The organism is Dokdonella ginsengisoli (assembly GCF_042652785.1).
In the GTDB taxonomy this organism is placed as follows: Bacteria; Pseudomonadota; Gammaproteobacteria; order Xanthomonadales; family Rhodanobacteraceae; genus Dokdonella_A; species Dokdonella_A ginsengisoli.
The window spans coordinates 1-16,217 of record NZ_JBHSHD010000012.1 but is presented as its reverse complement, the minus strand read 5'-3'; the positions used below and the strand labels follow the sequence as shown (position 1 = coordinate 16,217).

Genomic DNA, 16,217 nt, shown 5'->3' with positions numbered 1-16,217 from the left:
CTCGTTTACGCCGGGCACGCATCGCGCGGCCCAGCGCCCCCTGCGTCCGGGCGGAGGCCGTCCGGACGGGGGCTATTCTGGCACGCCGCCGCGTCCTGCGGCGGCCGTGTCACATCACGTCACATCAACGCGACGGCTGCCAGATCACCTCGAGGAAGCCGGAGCGCCCGGTCGTGTTGTAGCCACGCACCAGTTCGTAGTCGCGATCGGTCAGGTTCTCGACGCGGGCGGCAAGGCTCCAGTCCGGGCTGAGGGTGAAGCCGGCGCGCAGGTTGAGCAGCGTGTAGGAGGCCAGGTCGACGGTTCCGCTGCCGCCGACGTCGTCGCGGCGCCCGGCGTAGACGATCTCCGCGCCGGCGCGCCAGCGTTCGCCGAACGAGCGCTCGATCACGCCGGTGACCTTCTGCTTCGGCCGCCGCAGCAGCGGCTGGTCGGTGTCGCCGTTGCGCGCGTCCATCCAGGTGTAGTTGGCGCGCAGCGACCAGGCGTCGAGCTTGAGCTGGTACTCGAACTCGGCGCCGTCGATCTCGGCCTTGGCGATGTTCTCGGCGCGGTTCTGCGGACCGGTGAAGCTGATCAGGTCCTTGACCCGCGCGGTGTACAGGTTGGCCTTGAAGCGCTGGTTCGCGTCGGGCGCGAACTCGACGCCGACCTCGGCGCTGCGCGAGCGCTCCGGGTCGAGGTCCGGATTGCCGGCGAAGTAGCCGCCGTAGCCGGGATGGAACAGCTCGTTCATGGTCGGCGCGCGGAAGCCGCGGCCGACGTTGGCGTAGGCGCGCAGCAGCGGGCTGAAGCGCCAGCCCAGCGCCAGCGAGCCGGTGGTGGCGCCGCCGAAATCGCCGTTGTCGTCGTGGCGCAGCGCGATCTCGGTGTCGAGTGCGCCGAAGTCGCCGCGCCAGCCGCCGAACGCGGCGCGGTTGTCGCGTTCGCGTTCGTAGACGGTGGTGCCGCTGAAGGTGTCGCGCGTCTCGCCCTTCTCGCGCACGAAATCCACGCCGGCGACCAGGCGCTGGTGTTCGTCCAGGCGGAACTCGTTCTGCCACAGCAGGCTGTTGCGGCGCGTGCGGTGCAGCGTGGTGAACGCCGGGGTTTCCAGATCCTCGCGCGAGTTGCCGAAGGCCAGGCGATGGTTCCAGTTCTCGCCGAGCGCGCCCTCGAGGTTGACGCCGCCGGACTGCTCGATGACGTCCGAGTAGCCCTGGTCGAACTGCACTTCGGCCTGGCTGCGGTACAGCGAGGCCGACAGCACCTGGCTGCCGAATGCGTGCGCGGCGCGGCCGGTGAAGTTCTTGTTGCGGTAGCTGTCGTCGTCGGGGTTGAAGATGCAGAACGGGTCGTCCGGCCCGTTGCAGATGCGGCGGTTGGTCGCCGAGAAGCCGCCGACGTGGCGCGCGCCGACCTGCACGCTGTAGCCGTCCGTGCCGTTCCAGTGGCCGATGCCGGCGCTGCCGTCGGCGTCGCCGTAGCTGCCGTAGCCGAGCGCCACGCGCGGACCTTCCAGCTTGCGCGTGAAGATCTGGATCACGCCGCCGATCGCGTCGGAACCCCAGTAGCTGGCGCGTGGACCGCGCACGATCTCGATGCGCTCGACTGTGTCGAGCGGCAGCTGCTCGAACGCGAATGCGCCGGTGTTCTGCGAGGACACGCGCACGCCGTCGATCAGTACCAGCACCTGGTTGGAGTTGGTGCCGCGCAGGAACAGCGAGGTCTGCTGGCCGGCGCCACCGGTGCGGTACAGGTCGACGCCGGCTTCGAGGCGGAGCAGATCGATCGCGTCGCGTGCGACGCTGGCGTCGATGTCCTCGCGCGTGATGACGCTGACGTCGGCCAGGGCCGAATCGACCGTCTCGGCGACGCGCGAAGCGGTCACCTGCACGGTCGGCTGCAGTTGTTCCTCGTCGGCGCTGGCGTTTGCGCAGAGTGCGCCGGAAAGCGCGATGAAAAGCATGGAACGGCGAAGCATGATGGGTTTCCTCCTGTCGCACACCCGCGTGGCCAGGCTGTGGAGGAGGAACGCGCACGACGACGGACGCCCGTGCCCGTCCGTTGCCCGCCGCAACGCCTGGAGCTGATCGTCGTCGCGCCGGCGGGAGTTGCCCGGGCACGAACGACGAGAGCGCAGGCCGGTCTCCGGGCTCGCGAGCGACGCGTCGGAAGAGTCTGCGACCGGGGTCGCGGAGCCTTCCGGCGCGTCGACTCGATCGCCTTCCCGCCGCGGATGCGGCAGTGGCATTGGATCGAGTCGGACTCGCCTACCGTTGCGGGGGCAGCGTGGGCATCGACGGCGGGAGCGGATCGCTCCCTGTTTCCGCGATCGGGAACGATCGCCGGAAACCCATCTCACCCACTTCCCGTTTCACCCCGGCGCGATGGTCCGCGGCGGGGCACCTGCGGCGGCGCGCAGTGTAGTCGCCGCCCCGGTGCGGTTCAATCGCGATCGGTGCGCAGGTCCACGCCGAGCAGCTCGCCGTCCTCGTCCACGCGCACGGCGATCTCGATCGGCCGGCAGCACACCGCGCAGTCCTCGACGTAGCTCTGCGAACCCGCCGAGAGGTCGACCTGCGTGGCGTAGCGCTCGCCGCAGTAGGGGCAGTCGATGGTGATCGTCTCGAGCATCAGGTCGCTCCGAGAAAGAGTTGAAGCAGATCGTTGAGCAAGCGCCGGCCGTCGGCGGTCGGCTGCAGGCGGGTGTCGTCGTCGACCAGCCAGCCGCGCCGGCGCGCCCGTTCGAGCGGGGCGGCGATCGCGGTCAGCGGCAGGCCGGTCCGCGCCTCGAACAGGTCGGCGTCGACGCCGACATTCAGGCGCAGCGCGTTCAGCATGAACTCGAACGGCCGCTCCGCAGCCGGTACCGGATTCGCGCCGCCGAATGCCTCGCCGCGTGCAGCGCGCTCGAGATAGCTGCGCGGCAGTTTCAGCTTGGTCGTGCGCACGATCGAGTCCGCGCGCGCGTCGCCGAGCTTGCCGTGCGCGCCGGCGCCGATGCCGAGATAGTCGCCGAAGCGCCAGTAGTTGAGGTTGTGCGCGCATGCGCGCCCCTCTCGCGCGTACGCCGACACCTCGTACTGCGCGTAGCCGGCGGCGGCGAGCCGCGCCTGACAGGCTTCCTGCATGTCCCATGCGCTGTCCTCGTCGGGCAGCGGCGGCGGCTTCGCCGCGAACAGCGTGTTGGGTTCGAGCGTGAGCTGGTAGTGCGAGACGTGCGCCGGCCGCAACGCGATTGCGTGTTCGACGTCGGCGATCGCGCCGTCCGGCGTCTGCTCCGGCAGCGCGTACATCAGGTCGAGATTGAGATTGGTCAGGCCCGAGTCCTGCGCCAGCTTCACGGCGCGCTCGGCCTCTGCGGCGGAATGGATGCGGCCGAGCCGGCGCAGCTTGTCGTCGTCGAAGCTCTGTACGCCGAAGCTGATGCGGTTGACCCCGGCGCTCAGGTATTCGTCGAAGCGGCCGTGCTCGACGGTGCCGGGATTGGTCTCGAGCGTGATCTCGGCGTCGCGCGGCAGCGTGATGCGCGCGGCGACGCCGTCGAGGATGCGCGCGATCGCCTGCGGCGCGAACAGGCTCGGCGTTCCGCCGCCGAAGAACACGCTGTGCAGCGGCCGGGCGCCGATCGCCGCCGCATGCTCGCGCAGGTCGCGATCCAGATCGGCCAGCAGCGCCTCGACGTAGGCGTCGACCGGCAGCGCGCCGCCGCGCTCGTGCGAATTGAAATCGCAGTACGGGCATTTGCGCACGCACCACGGGATGTGCACGTACAGCGACAGCGGCGGCGGAATCATCGGCATGGCGGGACGGCGGACAGCCGCGGCGGCTCAGACGCCGCGTTCGAGCAGGGCGCGCAGCTGCGCCAGTGCCTGGCCGCGATGGCTGACGCGGTTCTTCGTCGCCGGGTCGAGTTCGGCGGCGCCTCGTCCCAGCGCCGGATCGAAGAACACCGGGTCGTAGCCGAAGCCGTGCGCGCCGCGCGGCGCGGCGAGGATGCGGCCGTCCCAGCGCCCGTGCGCGAGCAGCGGGGCGGGATCGTCGGCGCTGCGCAGCAGCGCGATCGTGCAATGGAAATGCGCGGTGCGCTGCGCTTGGTCGACGTTGCGCAGCGCGTCGAGCAGCTTGGCGATGTTCGCGCCGCTGTCGCCGTGCGCGCCGGCGTAGCGTGCCGAGTACAGGCCCGGCGCGCCGCCGAGGGCGTCGACGCAGATTCCCGAATCGTCGCCGAGCGCCGGCAGCCCGGTCGCGCGCGCCGCGTGGCGCGCCTTCAGCAGGGCGTTCTCGACGAAGGTCGTCGCGGTTTCCTCGGCGTCGGCGACGCCCAGCTCGCTCTGCGCGACGAGTTGGATGTCGAGCCCGGCGAGGATCTCGCGCATCTCGGCCAGCTTGCCGTGGTTGCCGCTGGCGAGGACGAGTTTCATTGGGGCGGCCCGATCAGGTCCCAGCGGTTGCCGTAGAGGTCCTCGAACACGATGACGGTGCCGTAGGCCTCGTGGCGCGGCGCCGCGTCCATGCGTGCGCCGGCGGCGGCGAGGCGCGCATGGTCGCGCGCGAAGTCGTCGGTGTGCAGGAAGAAGCCGACCCGGCCGCCGTGCTGGCGTCCGACCGCGGCCCCCTGCTCGGGTGTCGTCGCGCGCGCCAGCAGCAGCTGGAACGCGGCGTCCGCGTCCGGTGCGACGCGCACCCAGCGCTTGCCGCCGCCGAGGTCGCTGTCCTCGACCAGCACGAAGCCGAGCGCCTGCGCGAACCATGCGATCGCTTCGTCGTAGTCGCGCACCAGCAGCGCGATATAGGCAATGTGGCGGTTCACCTCGACAGAGCCTCGCGTTGCTTCGCGCACAGCTCGGTCACGCCGGCCGAAGCCAGCGCGAGCAGGGCATCCAGTTCCTCGCGGCGGAAGGCGTGGCCCTCGGCCGTCCCCTGCACCTCGATGAAACCGCCGCCGTCGTTCATGACGACGTTCATGTCGGTGTCGCAGGCCGAATCCTCGGCGTAGTCGAGGTCGAGCACCGGGGTGCCCTGCCAGATGCCGACCGAAACCGCGGCGACGGCGCCGAAGACCGGATCGCGCTTGATCGCATTGCGCGAGCGCAGCCAGTTCACCGCGTCGACCAGGGCCACGTAGGCGCCGGTGATCGCCGCGGTGCGGGTGCCGCCGTCGGCCTGCAGCACGTCGCAGTCCAGGGTGATCGTGCGCTCGCCGAGCGCGTGGCGGTCGACGCAGGCACGCAGGGCGCGGCCGATCAGGCGCTGGATCTCCATCGTGCGGCCGCCCTGGCCGCCGCGCGCGGCTTCGCGCTGCGTACGCTGGCCGGTCGCGCGCGGCAGCATGCCGTACTCGGCCGTGACCCAGCCTTCGCCCTTGCCGCGCAGGAACGGCGGCACCTTTTCCTCGACGCTGGCCGTGCACAGCACGCGCGTGTCGCCGAACGCGACCAGCACCGAACCCTCGGCGTGACGCGTGTAGTGGCGCTCGATGCTGACCGGGCGCAGTTGGTCGGCGCGGCGGCCGGAGGGGCGGGCGAGGCTCATGCGGGAGACTTATGCTTTGGGATCGAAGCCGCGCAGTTTACCATTGCGGCCCTTTCGTTCCGGGATACGCCCATGTTGCGCAGCATGACCGCCTTTGCCAGCGCCGAGGCCGACGACGGCCAGGGCACGCTGGCGATCGAGCTGCGCTCGGTCAATCACCGCTATCTGGAGCTGGGCCTGCGCCTGCCCGACGAGCTGCGCTCGCTCGAGCCGGTGATGCGCGAGCGCGTCGCGGCGCGGCTCGCGCGCGGCAAGGTCGACCTGGGCCTGCGCTGGAGGCCGGCCGTCGGCGCCGCGTCGATCGCGATCGACCAGGAGCGCGTCGGCCACCTGGCCGAGGCGGCACAGGCGATGGCGGCGAAGTTTCCGCAGATGCAGGTCGAATTCACGTCCCTGCTGGGCTGGCCGGGCGTGCTGATCGAGCGCGGTACGGATCTGGAATCGCTGCGCGAGAAGGCGCTGGCGGTGCTCGACGCCGCCCTGGACGACATGACCGCCGCGCGCGGACGCGAAGGCGAGCGCCTCGGCGGCTTCCTGCGCGAGCGGCTGGACGGCATCGAGCGCATCGTCGCCGACGTGCGCACGCACCTGCCCGAGGTGCGCGCCGCGTTGCGCGCGCGTTTCGACACGCGGCTGGCCGAGCTGAAACAGCCGCTCGAGCCCGGCCGAATCGAGCAGGAAGTCGTGCTGCAGCTGCAGCGCATTGACGTGGACGAGGAACTCGACCGCCTGACCGCACACGTAGCCGAGGCGCGCCGCATCTTCGGCCTGAAGGAAGCGGTTGGCCGCCGGCTCGACTTCCTCATGCAGGAGTTCAACCGCGAGGCGAACACGCTCGGTTCCAAGGCGGCCGACCCGCGCACGACCAACGCCGCGGTCGAGCTCAAGGTGCTGATCGAGCAGATGCGCGAACAGGTCCAAAATTTGGAGTGATTTTCCATACCGTGCCTTGCCATCCAATGTGGTGTGAAGAATCAGCGTTTCAGGCAGGCGGTTTGGTTCACCGCAGCCCAGTCCATCCCACGGTAGCGCAGGCTTTCTGTGCGGGCAGGTGTGGGAAGTTCGCCGTTCTCGGCGCTTCCCCGATTTCATCCCCCACGGACCCCCTCAATGTCTCGCGGAGATCGCTATGGGAAGGTCCAAACGCTCGGAGCGGATCACTGATGAAACGTTGGCCGAATGCGTTGACCGACGTCGGTTCGGTACGCAGGCGTAGAAGGGGCTGACCTGCCCCGTCGCGCAAGGGCTCACCCGCACGAGATCACTCTCATCGCCGGCCTGCGCACGGATGCTCCCTGACCGCCGTGTACGAAATTTCGTACACCGGTCGCGCCGATGTCCTACACGAAAATCCGAAATCTGCCATAGAGCGCCGCCGTGCACGTCCCGATACTCGCGACCGGATAGCCCGCCTGCCGAGCTATCCGAGCGGGCGGGAACGTACGAAAATGTGCATGGTCCTTGCGAATGTGTGAGATTGCGGGAAGGCCAACTTCCTTCGATACTCGCGCGCCGATCGAGCACGCCAAAGGCGATGCGCCGATCCGCAGACTGTGGGTTTTCAGGAAACTGAAAATGGGTGGGGTAACGGGACAGGGGTGTCTCTGGGGATCTCAAGGCGTGCGTGGGGTGGCCGGGCCGTGAGGCCGGCTGTCTAGACCTGCAGCAAATCCACTTCGTGTCGATGGCGTGCTCCTTTGCCGGATCGCGAGGCGGTTTCTCGTTGCGTGTCGGCAGGCGGCGCTCAGCGACGACGCGCTGTGCTGGCTGACCTGCCGCACAGTCTCCGTACGGCTTCCTTCCTTGTGCGAACTCGCGCGTTCGTCGCGTGGCGGGTACCCATTCCCATGGATTCTTCGATTCCCAGAGCGATCCGGATCGGCAATCGACAGCGCAGCGGTACCCGGATCAGGCAGTGCTGACGTGCGTGTAGGCAATAACGGACAGAAGGGGCGGTAGTGATCAAGCGTAAGGCGGGGGCGGTGTGGGCGTTCGCTGCAATGGCGATCGTGGGTTCGGCCAGTTGGGCCTTGGGGTGGATCGGTGCGGAGCGGACGGATACGGCGAGCGTGTCGCTGTCCCCCGGGGCATCCAACGAGCCGCCGATAGCGGACGCCGCCGCCGGCACACCGGCCGCCTTGGCCGCCGCCTCCTTGCGTGATGCCGAGGCAGCGTGGGCGGCCGCCAGTGCGGCCCCGGGCGTGGGGGCGCCCTGGATGGACGCTTCGTTGGCTTGGATCAACACGGAGCCGAGTCCGGTCGGAACGACAACGCAGGCGAGCGAGAAGGACGATGAGGTCGATGAGCCCGACTTTCAGAGCCTGACAACGGAACTGTTGAACTGCCCCTCGGTCATGCCTCCGCAAAACGACCCGGGCGATCCCGTCAGTGGCGCCTGGGCGTCACCCAATCAGCCGAGTACATCCTGGTCACTCTTCAAGCTCTGGACCCCAGCGAAGGGCAACCAGATGCAGGTGGTGTGGCATACCTACTACCCGAAGATCGGTGGAGGAGCGACGTGGCTCATCTCGGATCCAGCAGTGTACGGTGCTGGTGAGGATCAGGACGGGACCGTCGTCTATAGCGCCGCTTTGCGGCGGCCGCGCTTCAATGTCACCGATCTTGGACCGCAGGTCGGGCGGGTCGACATCGTCTTTCCTTCCAACAGCGCCACACGGGCCTCCGTGAGGTGGACGTGGTACGCAGACAACAAGGAGGACGGCACGACAGCGGGGAGCTTCGGGGCTACGCAATGCATCTATCTGTTCGGCTCGGACACACCACCGGCATCGCTGCGTGGGCCGGATCTCCTGGCCCCGCCGCCGACGTTGGCCGCTCCACCGGACCTGACGGCACAGGGAGCCATCTCGGGCATCTGGAACGATCCGTCCGTCCCGGGCTATCAGATCGTCGCGCATCAAGTCACCGCGACCGAGCTGGCGGTGTGCGCGCCCGGAGCCCCCGTCGTTGACTGCGTTCCCAGCGATGCGGGCTTTCCCGACAACCCGAACAAGCCGGGCTTCAAGATCGGGTATGCACAGTTCTATGGACTGGATATCTATACCCACCACAACGTCAACGCCAAGCGCAGGCCACTGTGGCTGTATGCACAGATGGGGCCCTATCCGAACGAACCATCAACTCTCTGGAAGGACAAAGCTCCGTCGGACTATGAGTCGACGGTGGTGGAGATTTCGTATCTGACCGCCAACTATCTCATTACCGAGGAGTGCACCGGACCGAACTGCGTAACCCCGACCGTTCTGGCCAAGGCCAGTCCCTTGCAGAACGGGCACTTCTTCGGGCGCGCGTTTCACACCGCTCGACAAGGGGTCATCGGCCTGAAGGCCGATTTATCGAGTTCGACATCGTCTCCCAATCTGCCCAGCATCGACTGGCCGCCCTCGTGGCCAAGTTATGTGCCTGACGCCAGTACGGCCGGCTGCAATCTTGGCACTGACATCTGCCGCCCGGTCCGCATGGCAGAAGAATCGCAGATCATCGTCCCAAGTCGAACAACGTGCGACTTGCTCACGCCGACGTCGTCTTGCGACGTGACCCTGCAGTGGAACTCAATGATCGGTACGACAGTCGAGCGCGTGAGCCAGGCATCCAATGCGCTGGTGTCGCACGGGGGCGATGGAGGTTTGGTGAGTACATCGCCCTGGGGGGCCTACACGGACACTCTGAGCGACGGGGAGTTTCTCAAGTACCGGCTCAAGAACAACGGCAAGTTCATGTCCGAAGTCAGTGTCAGCGCTCGCTACAGCACCATCACGGCGTCCAATCGATGCTTGCTCGTACCGGTGCCAGGCAGCAACACGAGCAAATGTGTGGTCAAGGTCAATTGGAGGACACCGGACCCGGACGGCAGCAATCTGATCGTCGTCCAGCGATTCACCAGCGTGGACAACGGGCAACATTGGCAAGGTGCCGGGCTGTTGAGGAATGGCGTCGCCAATGGCACCGACGTGGAGGACACGATCGAAGTCCAGGGCACGGGCAACGGCCCTTGGGTGTACTACGCCTTGCGTCGCGCTGCGACGCCGCTGAGCGATACCTCGCCCAATCCGACGATCACGGTCAGGGCCTCCATCACGGCAACGCCGAGGGTGTGCCCGGTATCGCTTCCGCTGGGACAGACCAGTTGTCCGGTCACCGTCAATTGGATCGCTGCGGAGGGAGCGACGATCTACCGCATGAACGTCGGAGCGCCGGGCGGCAAGTGCACGGCGAGCAGCGCCGATTGCGTACGGATCACGCCCACGGCGGACGGAGCCGCCATCGACAACCTGCCGGTCGGCAGCAACGTGTACTACGTCGTCATGTGGGGCGTCAGCAACGTGGCGCAGACCCCGGTGGTGGCGACGGCGACCAGCAGCTTCACGATCGACGGCAACGCTACTGGCTGCACGGTGTTGGGCGACGCGCCGACCTGTTCGATCACCGTGCGCTGGAATTCGGTGGCGGCAGCGAAGGCCTATCGCGTCGATAACGTCAGTGGCGGCCGCACCCAGATCCCGGCCCTGCCGCAGGACGCCTGTGCAGGTGCCTGCGCGGTCGAGCATCTCGCGCCGGGCGAGCGCGTCCACTACGAGCTGATGATCAACGAGGTCCTGCACGCGATCACGCCCGAGATTGTCGGCAAGCTCGACACGGAGGAGGGCGACTCGAACACCGGCAATGAGGAGCCGCGCACCAGTCCCGCAGCGTTCGTGGTGCCCACGCTCGACACCGAGTCCGACCAGGTCGGCGCGATCGCTGGCGAGTTCCGCGTCGACGAGGGCGGCAATGCCGTCTATCGCATTCCGTTGGCGGTGCCCGCGGGAGCGGGTGGACTGTCGCCGTCGATGGCTCTGGTCTACAACAGCAGCGGTTCGGATGGCTCGCTCGGCACCGGCTTCTCCTTGGAAGGCGCCTCCGCCATCCTGCCTTGCCGACCCAGCGCGGAAGCGGGCGACGCGGGCAAACCCAGCGCCGATCCCAACCAGTTCTGTCTGGACGGTCAACGCCTGCTATGGGTCGGTGGATCGCCCCATCGCCAGGCCGGCGCGATCTATCGCACCGAGATCGAGACGTTCCAGCGCATCACGCTGACCGCCATCCAGAATCCGAATGTCCAGGACCACGATGCGACGGGCTTCATGTTCACCGTGGAAGGGAAGGACGGCAGCGTACGCACGTATGGCGGTGCAGCGGGAACGGTGTCCGGCGTCGCCGTGAAGGGCAATACGTCGACCAGCGGAATTCCAGGAGAGAACGGATTCGTCGAGCCTCAACCCATCCCTGGCCGCCGGATCACGGCGCAAGGCTGGTTGCTGACTCAGCTGAGGGATGTGGCCGGCAACGCGATTGCCTTCCAGTACAGCGCCGCCAGCGGTGCGGGAGAACGCTATCTGGAGAACGTCACCTACAGCGGAGGCAGTGTGACGTTCCGGTACATGGATTCGACGACACGCAGGGACGTGGCCTACTCGCTGCTCGGCCCGCATCAGCAATCCAAGTTGATCAGTGGTATCGAGATCAAGGCCGCCAATGGCAGCACGCTTCGCTACTACGAGCCGTCTTACAACACGACGGTAACCGATCCCTACATCCCCTCCTGGTCGCGTACCCGCCCCATTCTGACCTCGCTCAAGGAGTGCTCGAGCCAAGGTGGGGTCTGCTATCCCGCCACGACGTTGACGTGGAGTTTCGCTTTGGCGCCCACCGATGATTTTGAAGGCACCGCGACGTTGGCGGCCAACGCCGGCGGCTACTACAAGCTGGGGGACCTGAACGGCGATGGGCGCACGGATCTGTGGTGGACCAGCAGTCCGAACGGCAACGACAACGCGCGATTGCACATCAGCGCGTTCACCGGTGACGCGGGATCCGGCGCGCCGACATTGCGGGAAGTGTTCACCAGCGCCTCCCTGTTCCCGGACGGGTACAACAACGGCGGCCTCTGGGAGGTGCTCGACTTCAACGGTGATGGGCGGGATGACCTGCTGTTCGCCTATGCCAGTTGCGGTGAAGTGCAATGCTGTCCGCCGGGAAGTAATTCGTGCCCGGAGCCCACACGGATGAACTGGAAGCTCCGACTGTCCACCGGTGCCGGCTTGGAGACCCAGGAGCACGTCCTGTTCTGGGTGGATCTAAGCCCCGGTCAAGTGACGAAATGGGCCAATCGACTCGCGGCCCTGCCGCCCTCGCCCAACGGAACCCTCCGCGCCCTCGGCAGCAGCATGCTGGCCGACGTCGACGGAGACGGAATGTCGGATCTGCTTTTCCGCGCCAATGACGGCGCGTTCTGGGTCGCGCTCATGCGGCGGACAGGCGTCAGCAGCGCGCCATACCAATTCCAGGTCCTGCCAACGCAATTCTTGAACGAATCAGGCAACCCCATCGGAGAAGACCCCAACACCTGCTATGTGCCGGGGGATCTGACGCGCACGGAAGAAAACTACAGCCAAGCCACGGATTTCGACGGCGATGGGCGCGCGGACTTGCGTTTCCTGGTCAACGCGCAACGGGTCGGTGGCGTGGGCTGCGGAGGATGGAACGAGATCGACCTGCAGATCTTCCTCGCCAAGGGCGTCCAGACGAACGCGGGGCCATTCGTGTTCCAGGCAGCGCGTCCGTTTGGCGCTTTGCCGGCGATCTATGGCGACGTCTACGACGAAGAGGACAACCCAAACCACGACAATCCTGCCCCGCGGGTGCGCACGCTCGACGTGAATGGCGATGGATTGGCCGATCTCGTCTATCGGCCGACCAAGGACGCCCAGTGGCGCTACCGCCTGGGCGGCCCCTATGCCGCCGACCGGGACCTTCGTGTGATCGACAGTCTGGACCCCGACGGAACGGTCACGGACCACAACACGCTGCAACTGCTGGACTTCGATGGCGACGGCAAATTGGACTGGTGGGAGAAGGAAGGGGCGCAAGGCCGTGAAACGTACACCGTGCGCCTGTGGCGCGGAGACAATTGGACTGGCGGCGCGAACACGAGCTACAAGGTGCCGCAACCCGGTTGGACGCAGGCCATGGGCGATTTCGACGGCGACGGTGCGGTGGACAGCCTCAAGCTCAAGCTCGGCGATCGTGACTGGAAACTCCAGCGATCCAAAGGCCACCACAAACCGCGCGGCGTGGTGACGGAAATCACCAATGGCTTCGGTGCCAAGACGACGATCGACTATGCGCCGCTGACGTTCTCCTCGGTCTACCGGCGCGACTACGATGCGCCCTTGACGACGTCGGGTCGTGGCTCACCGGTGTTCGACGTCGCCAGCCCGAACTACGTGGTGCGCAGCGTGACCAGCAGCGCACCCACGCAGAGCAGCGGCAGTGCGGAATCCCAGATGCTCTATCGCTACGCGGGGCTGAAAGTCCAGGCCGGTGGGCGCGGATCGCTGGGTTTCCGGCGCGTGACGTCGTACGACGTGCAAAACAGCATCGAGGTCAATTCGCACTACCAGCAGAGGTTTCCCTATTCGGGCCTGCCCGACTTCACCGAAACCCGAAATCTGGACACTCTGGGGTTCCCGGGGGACGCGTGCGCGGGTGGGCAGAATCCGGCCTCCCGGGGGGTGCAGACAGCAGATTCCACGCAATGCATGCCCTATACGCCGCCGTGCACGACGGGCCTGGCCAGCTGCGATTCCGATTTGCGCGACATCACCAATACGACGCGCCTCATTCGGAGCGCTTCCGATACGTGGCAATGGCGCAAGAGTAGCCAGGTCGGCGCGTTGACGGGCATCTGCGCGGATCGGGTGGTGGGGACCTTCGTGGAAGGCATGGAGATTCCCCAGTCGGAACCCGACCCCAACACCGAGCCTTCGGGGTCCCCCTGCTCAGGCGTCTGGCTGGAACCCGATGAACGGGATCGGCGCTCGCTGAGCACCTCGGTCGCTCCGATCTTCCTGGCGCGGCTGCAATCCCAGATCAGCCACTACGACCTGGTCGGCGGGGCGAATGCGGGCCCGGTCAGTTCGGAAACCGCCGAATTCCTGCTGGCCGACTACGACAGCTACGGCAACCCGAAGGCCGGCAAGACGAGCAAGAGCGACGACAAGGTCACCGTGACGACGGCGAGCAAGTTCGCCTACGACAACACCGAGTCGAACTGGCGATTGGGCCGGCTGAGGACTGCCTCGGTGGTCACGACGCGCGTAACCAAGGAGGGCAGTGCGACGACCATCAGTTCCAATGCCCGAAGGTCCAGCTTCGGATACGACGACAAGGGACGGCTGGCGTCGGAAAAAGTCGAGGGTGTCTCCGGAGCTTCACCGGATGGGCCGGTCGACGCTCAGGTCCCTGCCGTCGCCAAGTACTACTACTACGACTCCGTCTTTGGAAATCGAACCAAGACCTTCGCCTGCAGCACGACGATTCCGGAGCAGCAGTGCCGTCTGCAGGACGGGTCCGGAAGCAACGCCTATTCGTTCCACCCGGCCACGGAAGGGCAGGTCATGCGGCATAGCTGGACGACCTACGACTCCTCCGGCCGTTTCGTGGACGAATCGTCGGAGCTGTTCTCCAGCGGCCTCGGTGCCGTGGCGGCGCAGAAAGTCGCCTCCAGGGTGGGAGCGCGCAATGCCGCGGGCGATCCCACGCAGCTGACGGACGTCAACGCAGTCCGCTCGGAGATCCGCTACGGCGCGCTGGGCCGAAAGCGCTACACCTGGACTGCGGACGGTTCCTCGACGCGCTGGGACGCACGCTTCTGCGAGAGAACCGGCCTTCCGGCCGGGACGCCCACCGTGCCGTGCCCGCAGAACATGGGCCTGGTTTATCGCGCAACGACGACCAAGGTTGGCGCGCCGGCCGGCATCGCGTTCTACGACCGGCTGGGCCGCCCGACGATCACGCTCACGCAAGGCTTCGCCGCCAACAGCTGGGTGGGATCCATCGTGCAGTACGACGATCACGGCAACGTGTCGCGGCAGTCCGATCCGTATTTCGCCCGTGATACCGGCTTGTATGCGCACTCCTCCGTGACCGCCTCGATTCCCTTTACGGAAACCACCTACGACGCGCTCGACCGCCCGACCAGCGTCTATCACACGGGGACCGGCGCGACGACGACGATCGCCTATGCCGGCTTGAAGACCACCACGACGTTGCCGCCGAACAAATCCGGTGCGGTCCAGACGAAGATCGAGTTCAAGGACGCCCTGGGCGAAGTGGTGCGGACGATCGACGCCAACAACTTCGAGGTGCTCACGCGCTACGACGCCGGCGGCAATCCGGAGGAGGTTCGTCGCGGCAGCCAGGTCACGTCGATGACCTACGACAGCCTGGGGCGCAAGAAGACGATGTTGGATCCGGATGCCGGGTCCGGGCTGTGGGTCTATCGGGTCAACGGCGCCGGCGAGGTCATCCGGCAGACCAGCCCTCAAGGTACCTACACGACGCAGGAATACGACGGTCGCGGCCGGGTATGGCGGCGTCGCGACTACACCAGCGCGGGCGTGACGGAGTCGGAATCGACGTGGACCTACGACACCGCTCTCAGCGGCAAGGGCGCGCTGGCGCAGGAGTCCAACGGGCAGGTCACGCGCCTGCTGGCCTATGACGACCTGGGGCGGCCGCAGCGGCGGGATACCACGCTGGACGGCAAGAGCTATACCGAGAAATGGGTGTTCGACGCGTTTGGCCGTCCGTTCCAGTCCCTGTTCCAGGCGCCGGGTCAGCCGTGGACGGGCGAGCGCCAGGTGTACAGCGACGGCGCCGACGCGGTGCCGGGAGTGAACGGCGGCTACCTGCGCCAGGTGCGCTCGGCCTATCCGACCAGCGATGGCCGCTTCATCGTGTATCGACAGATCGAGGCGCTGAACGCGCGCGGGCAGGTGGAGCGCGAGCAAGGTGCCGCCGGCTCGGAGTACACGCAGACGCGCGAATTCAACCCGAACACGGGACGGCTGGAACGTCTGCTGGCGCAGTCGCCGACGGCGGGGGTTCTGCAGGACATCCACTACTCCTACGACCTGCTCGGCAACCTGGACAAGCGCATCGACTCCACCTCGATGCAGGTGCTGAACGAGGAGTTCCACTACGACCGCCTCCAACGATTGACCACCAGCGCGGTCACCGCGGGCGGAGTTACGTTCTACGCCCGCTCTCACAGCTACGCCCTGGACGGCAACCTCACCAGCAAGACCGACGTGGGCACCTACGTCTACGGAACGCGGCCGAACGGCTGCGGCTCGGGCGCCTTCCCCGGACCACACGCGCTCAGCGAAGTCGGCACGACCGGTCAGTGCTACGACAAGAACGGCAACGTCGTGCGTCAGGTGGATACATCGACCGGCCGTGAGGTGCGCAAGATCACCTACAACGCCGCCGACCAGGCGGTGGACCTGGTGCACAACGACACGGGTGCGCGGGTGGGCTTCGCCTATGGCCCGAACCGCGAGCGCGTCCGGCGCCTGGACTACGACGGCGCGCTCGCGCAGAGCGCGAGCACGGTGGTGCACTACGTGGGCGGCGCGGAGATCCGCTACCTCGCCACGGCCAACAACGGCGCGGGCGCGCTGAGGGAGGTCCGGCGCACCGTCGGCAACGTGCTGGTCGTCCAGGACGTGAGTCGCGGGGCCTATCAGCTCAAGCGCCTGACCCTGCTGACGGACTTCCAGGGCAGCACACACCGGGTGTTGTCGGCGATGACGCAACAGCCGGTGGCGCCGGTGGCGTCGACGAGCTTCGACGCA

8 protein-coding genes and 1 riboswitch are annotated in these 16,217 nt (G+C 67.0%); of the genes, 2 read left to right on the top strand and 6 right to left on the bottom strand.

Annotated elements, in window-relative coordinates:
• Positions 1-124: 124 nt before the first annotated feature.
• From ACFO6Q_RS16620 to rph, 6 genes are all read right to left on the bottom strand, one after another.
• The gene (locus ACFO6Q_RS16620) at positions 125-1,963 is read right to left on the bottom strand and encodes a TonB-dependent receptor domain-containing protein (protein WP_380022235.1); all 1,839 of its coding nucleotides are present in this window, start codon (positions 1,961-1,963) and stop codon (positions 125-127) included.
• Between the two features lie 141 nt (positions 1,964-2,104).
• A riboswitch (cobalamin riboswitch) is annotated at positions 2,105-2,407 on the bottom strand.
• A gap of 20 nt (positions 2,408-2,427) precedes the next feature.
• The gene (locus ACFO6Q_RS16615; RefSeq protein ID WP_380022234.1) at positions 2,428-2,616 is read right to left on the bottom strand and encodes a CPXCG motif-containing cysteine-rich protein; all 189 of its coding nucleotides are present in this window, start codon (positions 2,614-2,616) and stop codon (positions 2,428-2,430) included.
• Positions 2,616-3,785, bottom strand: a complete 1,170-nt coding sequence (gene hemW, locus ACFO6Q_RS16610) for a radical SAM family heme chaperone HemW (RefSeq protein WP_380022233.1) — start codon at positions 3,783-3,785, stop codon at positions 2,616-2,618. The genes ACFO6Q_RS16615 and hemW overlap by 1 nt, the downstream gene beginning before the upstream one ends.
• A gap of 27 nt (positions 3,786-3,812) precedes the next feature.
• Positions 3,813-4,406, bottom strand: a complete 594-nt coding sequence (gene rdgB / locus ACFO6Q_RS16605) for an RdgB/HAM1 family non-canonical purine NTP pyrophosphatase (protein WP_380022232.1) — start codon at positions 4,404-4,406, stop codon at positions 3,813-3,815.
• On the bottom strand, positions 4,403-4,795 hold the full coding sequence (locus ACFO6Q_RS16600; protein ID WP_380022231.1) for a VOC family protein: 393 nt from the start codon (positions 4,793-4,795) through the stop codon (positions 4,403-4,405). The genes rdgB and ACFO6Q_RS16600 overlap by 4 nt, the downstream gene beginning before the upstream one ends.
• Positions 4,792-5,517, bottom strand: coding sequence for a ribonuclease PH (gene rph / locus ACFO6Q_RS16595; protein WP_380022230.1), 726 nt, complete (start codon positions 5,515-5,517; stop codon positions 4,792-4,794). Before rph ends, ACFO6Q_RS16600 begins: the two co-directional genes overlap by 4 nt.
• A 72-nt stretch (positions 5,518-5,589) precedes the next feature.
• Here rph and ACFO6Q_RS16590 point away from each other — a divergent pair, with 72 nt between their 5' ends.
• Both ACFO6Q_RS16590 and ACFO6Q_RS16585 read left to right on the top strand, forming a co-directional pair.
• Positions 5,590-6,450 (top strand): YicC/YloC family endoribonuclease, encoded by an 861-nt coding sequence (locus ACFO6Q_RS16590; RefSeq protein ID WP_380022229.1) that lies wholly within the window; start codon positions 5,590-5,592, stop codon positions 6,448-6,450.
• Positions 6,451-7,475: 1,025 nt separating this feature from the next.
• A partial coding sequence (locus ACFO6Q_RS16585) for a toxin TcdB middle/N-terminal domain-containing protein (RefSeq protein WP_380022228.1) occupies positions 7,476-16,217 on the top strand: 8,742 nt, incomplete at its 3' end.

What these genes read in the sequence shown, in the direction of transcription:
- ACFO6Q_RS16620 (WP_380022235.1), bottom strand. Translation starts at nt 1,963, where the DNA reads ATGCTTCGCCGTTCCATGCTTTTCATCGCGCTTTCCGGCGCACTCTGC.
- ACFO6Q_RS16615 (WP_380022234.1), bottom strand. Translation starts at nt 2,616, where the DNA reads ATGCTCGAGACGATCACCATCGACTGCCCCTACTGCGGCGAGCGCTAC.
- hemW (WP_380022233.1), bottom strand. Translation starts at nt 3,785, where the DNA reads ATGCCGATGATTCCGCCGCCGCTGTCGCTGTACGTGCACATCCCGTGG.
- rdgB (WP_380022232.1), bottom strand. Translation starts at nt 4,406, where the DNA reads ATGAAACTCGTCCTCGCCAGCGGCAACCACGGCAAGCTGGCCGAGATG.
- rph (WP_380022230.1), bottom strand. Translation starts at nt 5,517, where the DNA reads ATGAGCCTCGCCCGCCCCTCCGGCCGCCGCGCCGACCAACTGCGCCCG.
- ACFO6Q_RS16590 (WP_380022229.1), top strand. Translation starts at nt 5,590, where the DNA reads ATGTTGCGCAGCATGACCGCCTTTGCCAGCGCCGAGGCCGACGACGGC.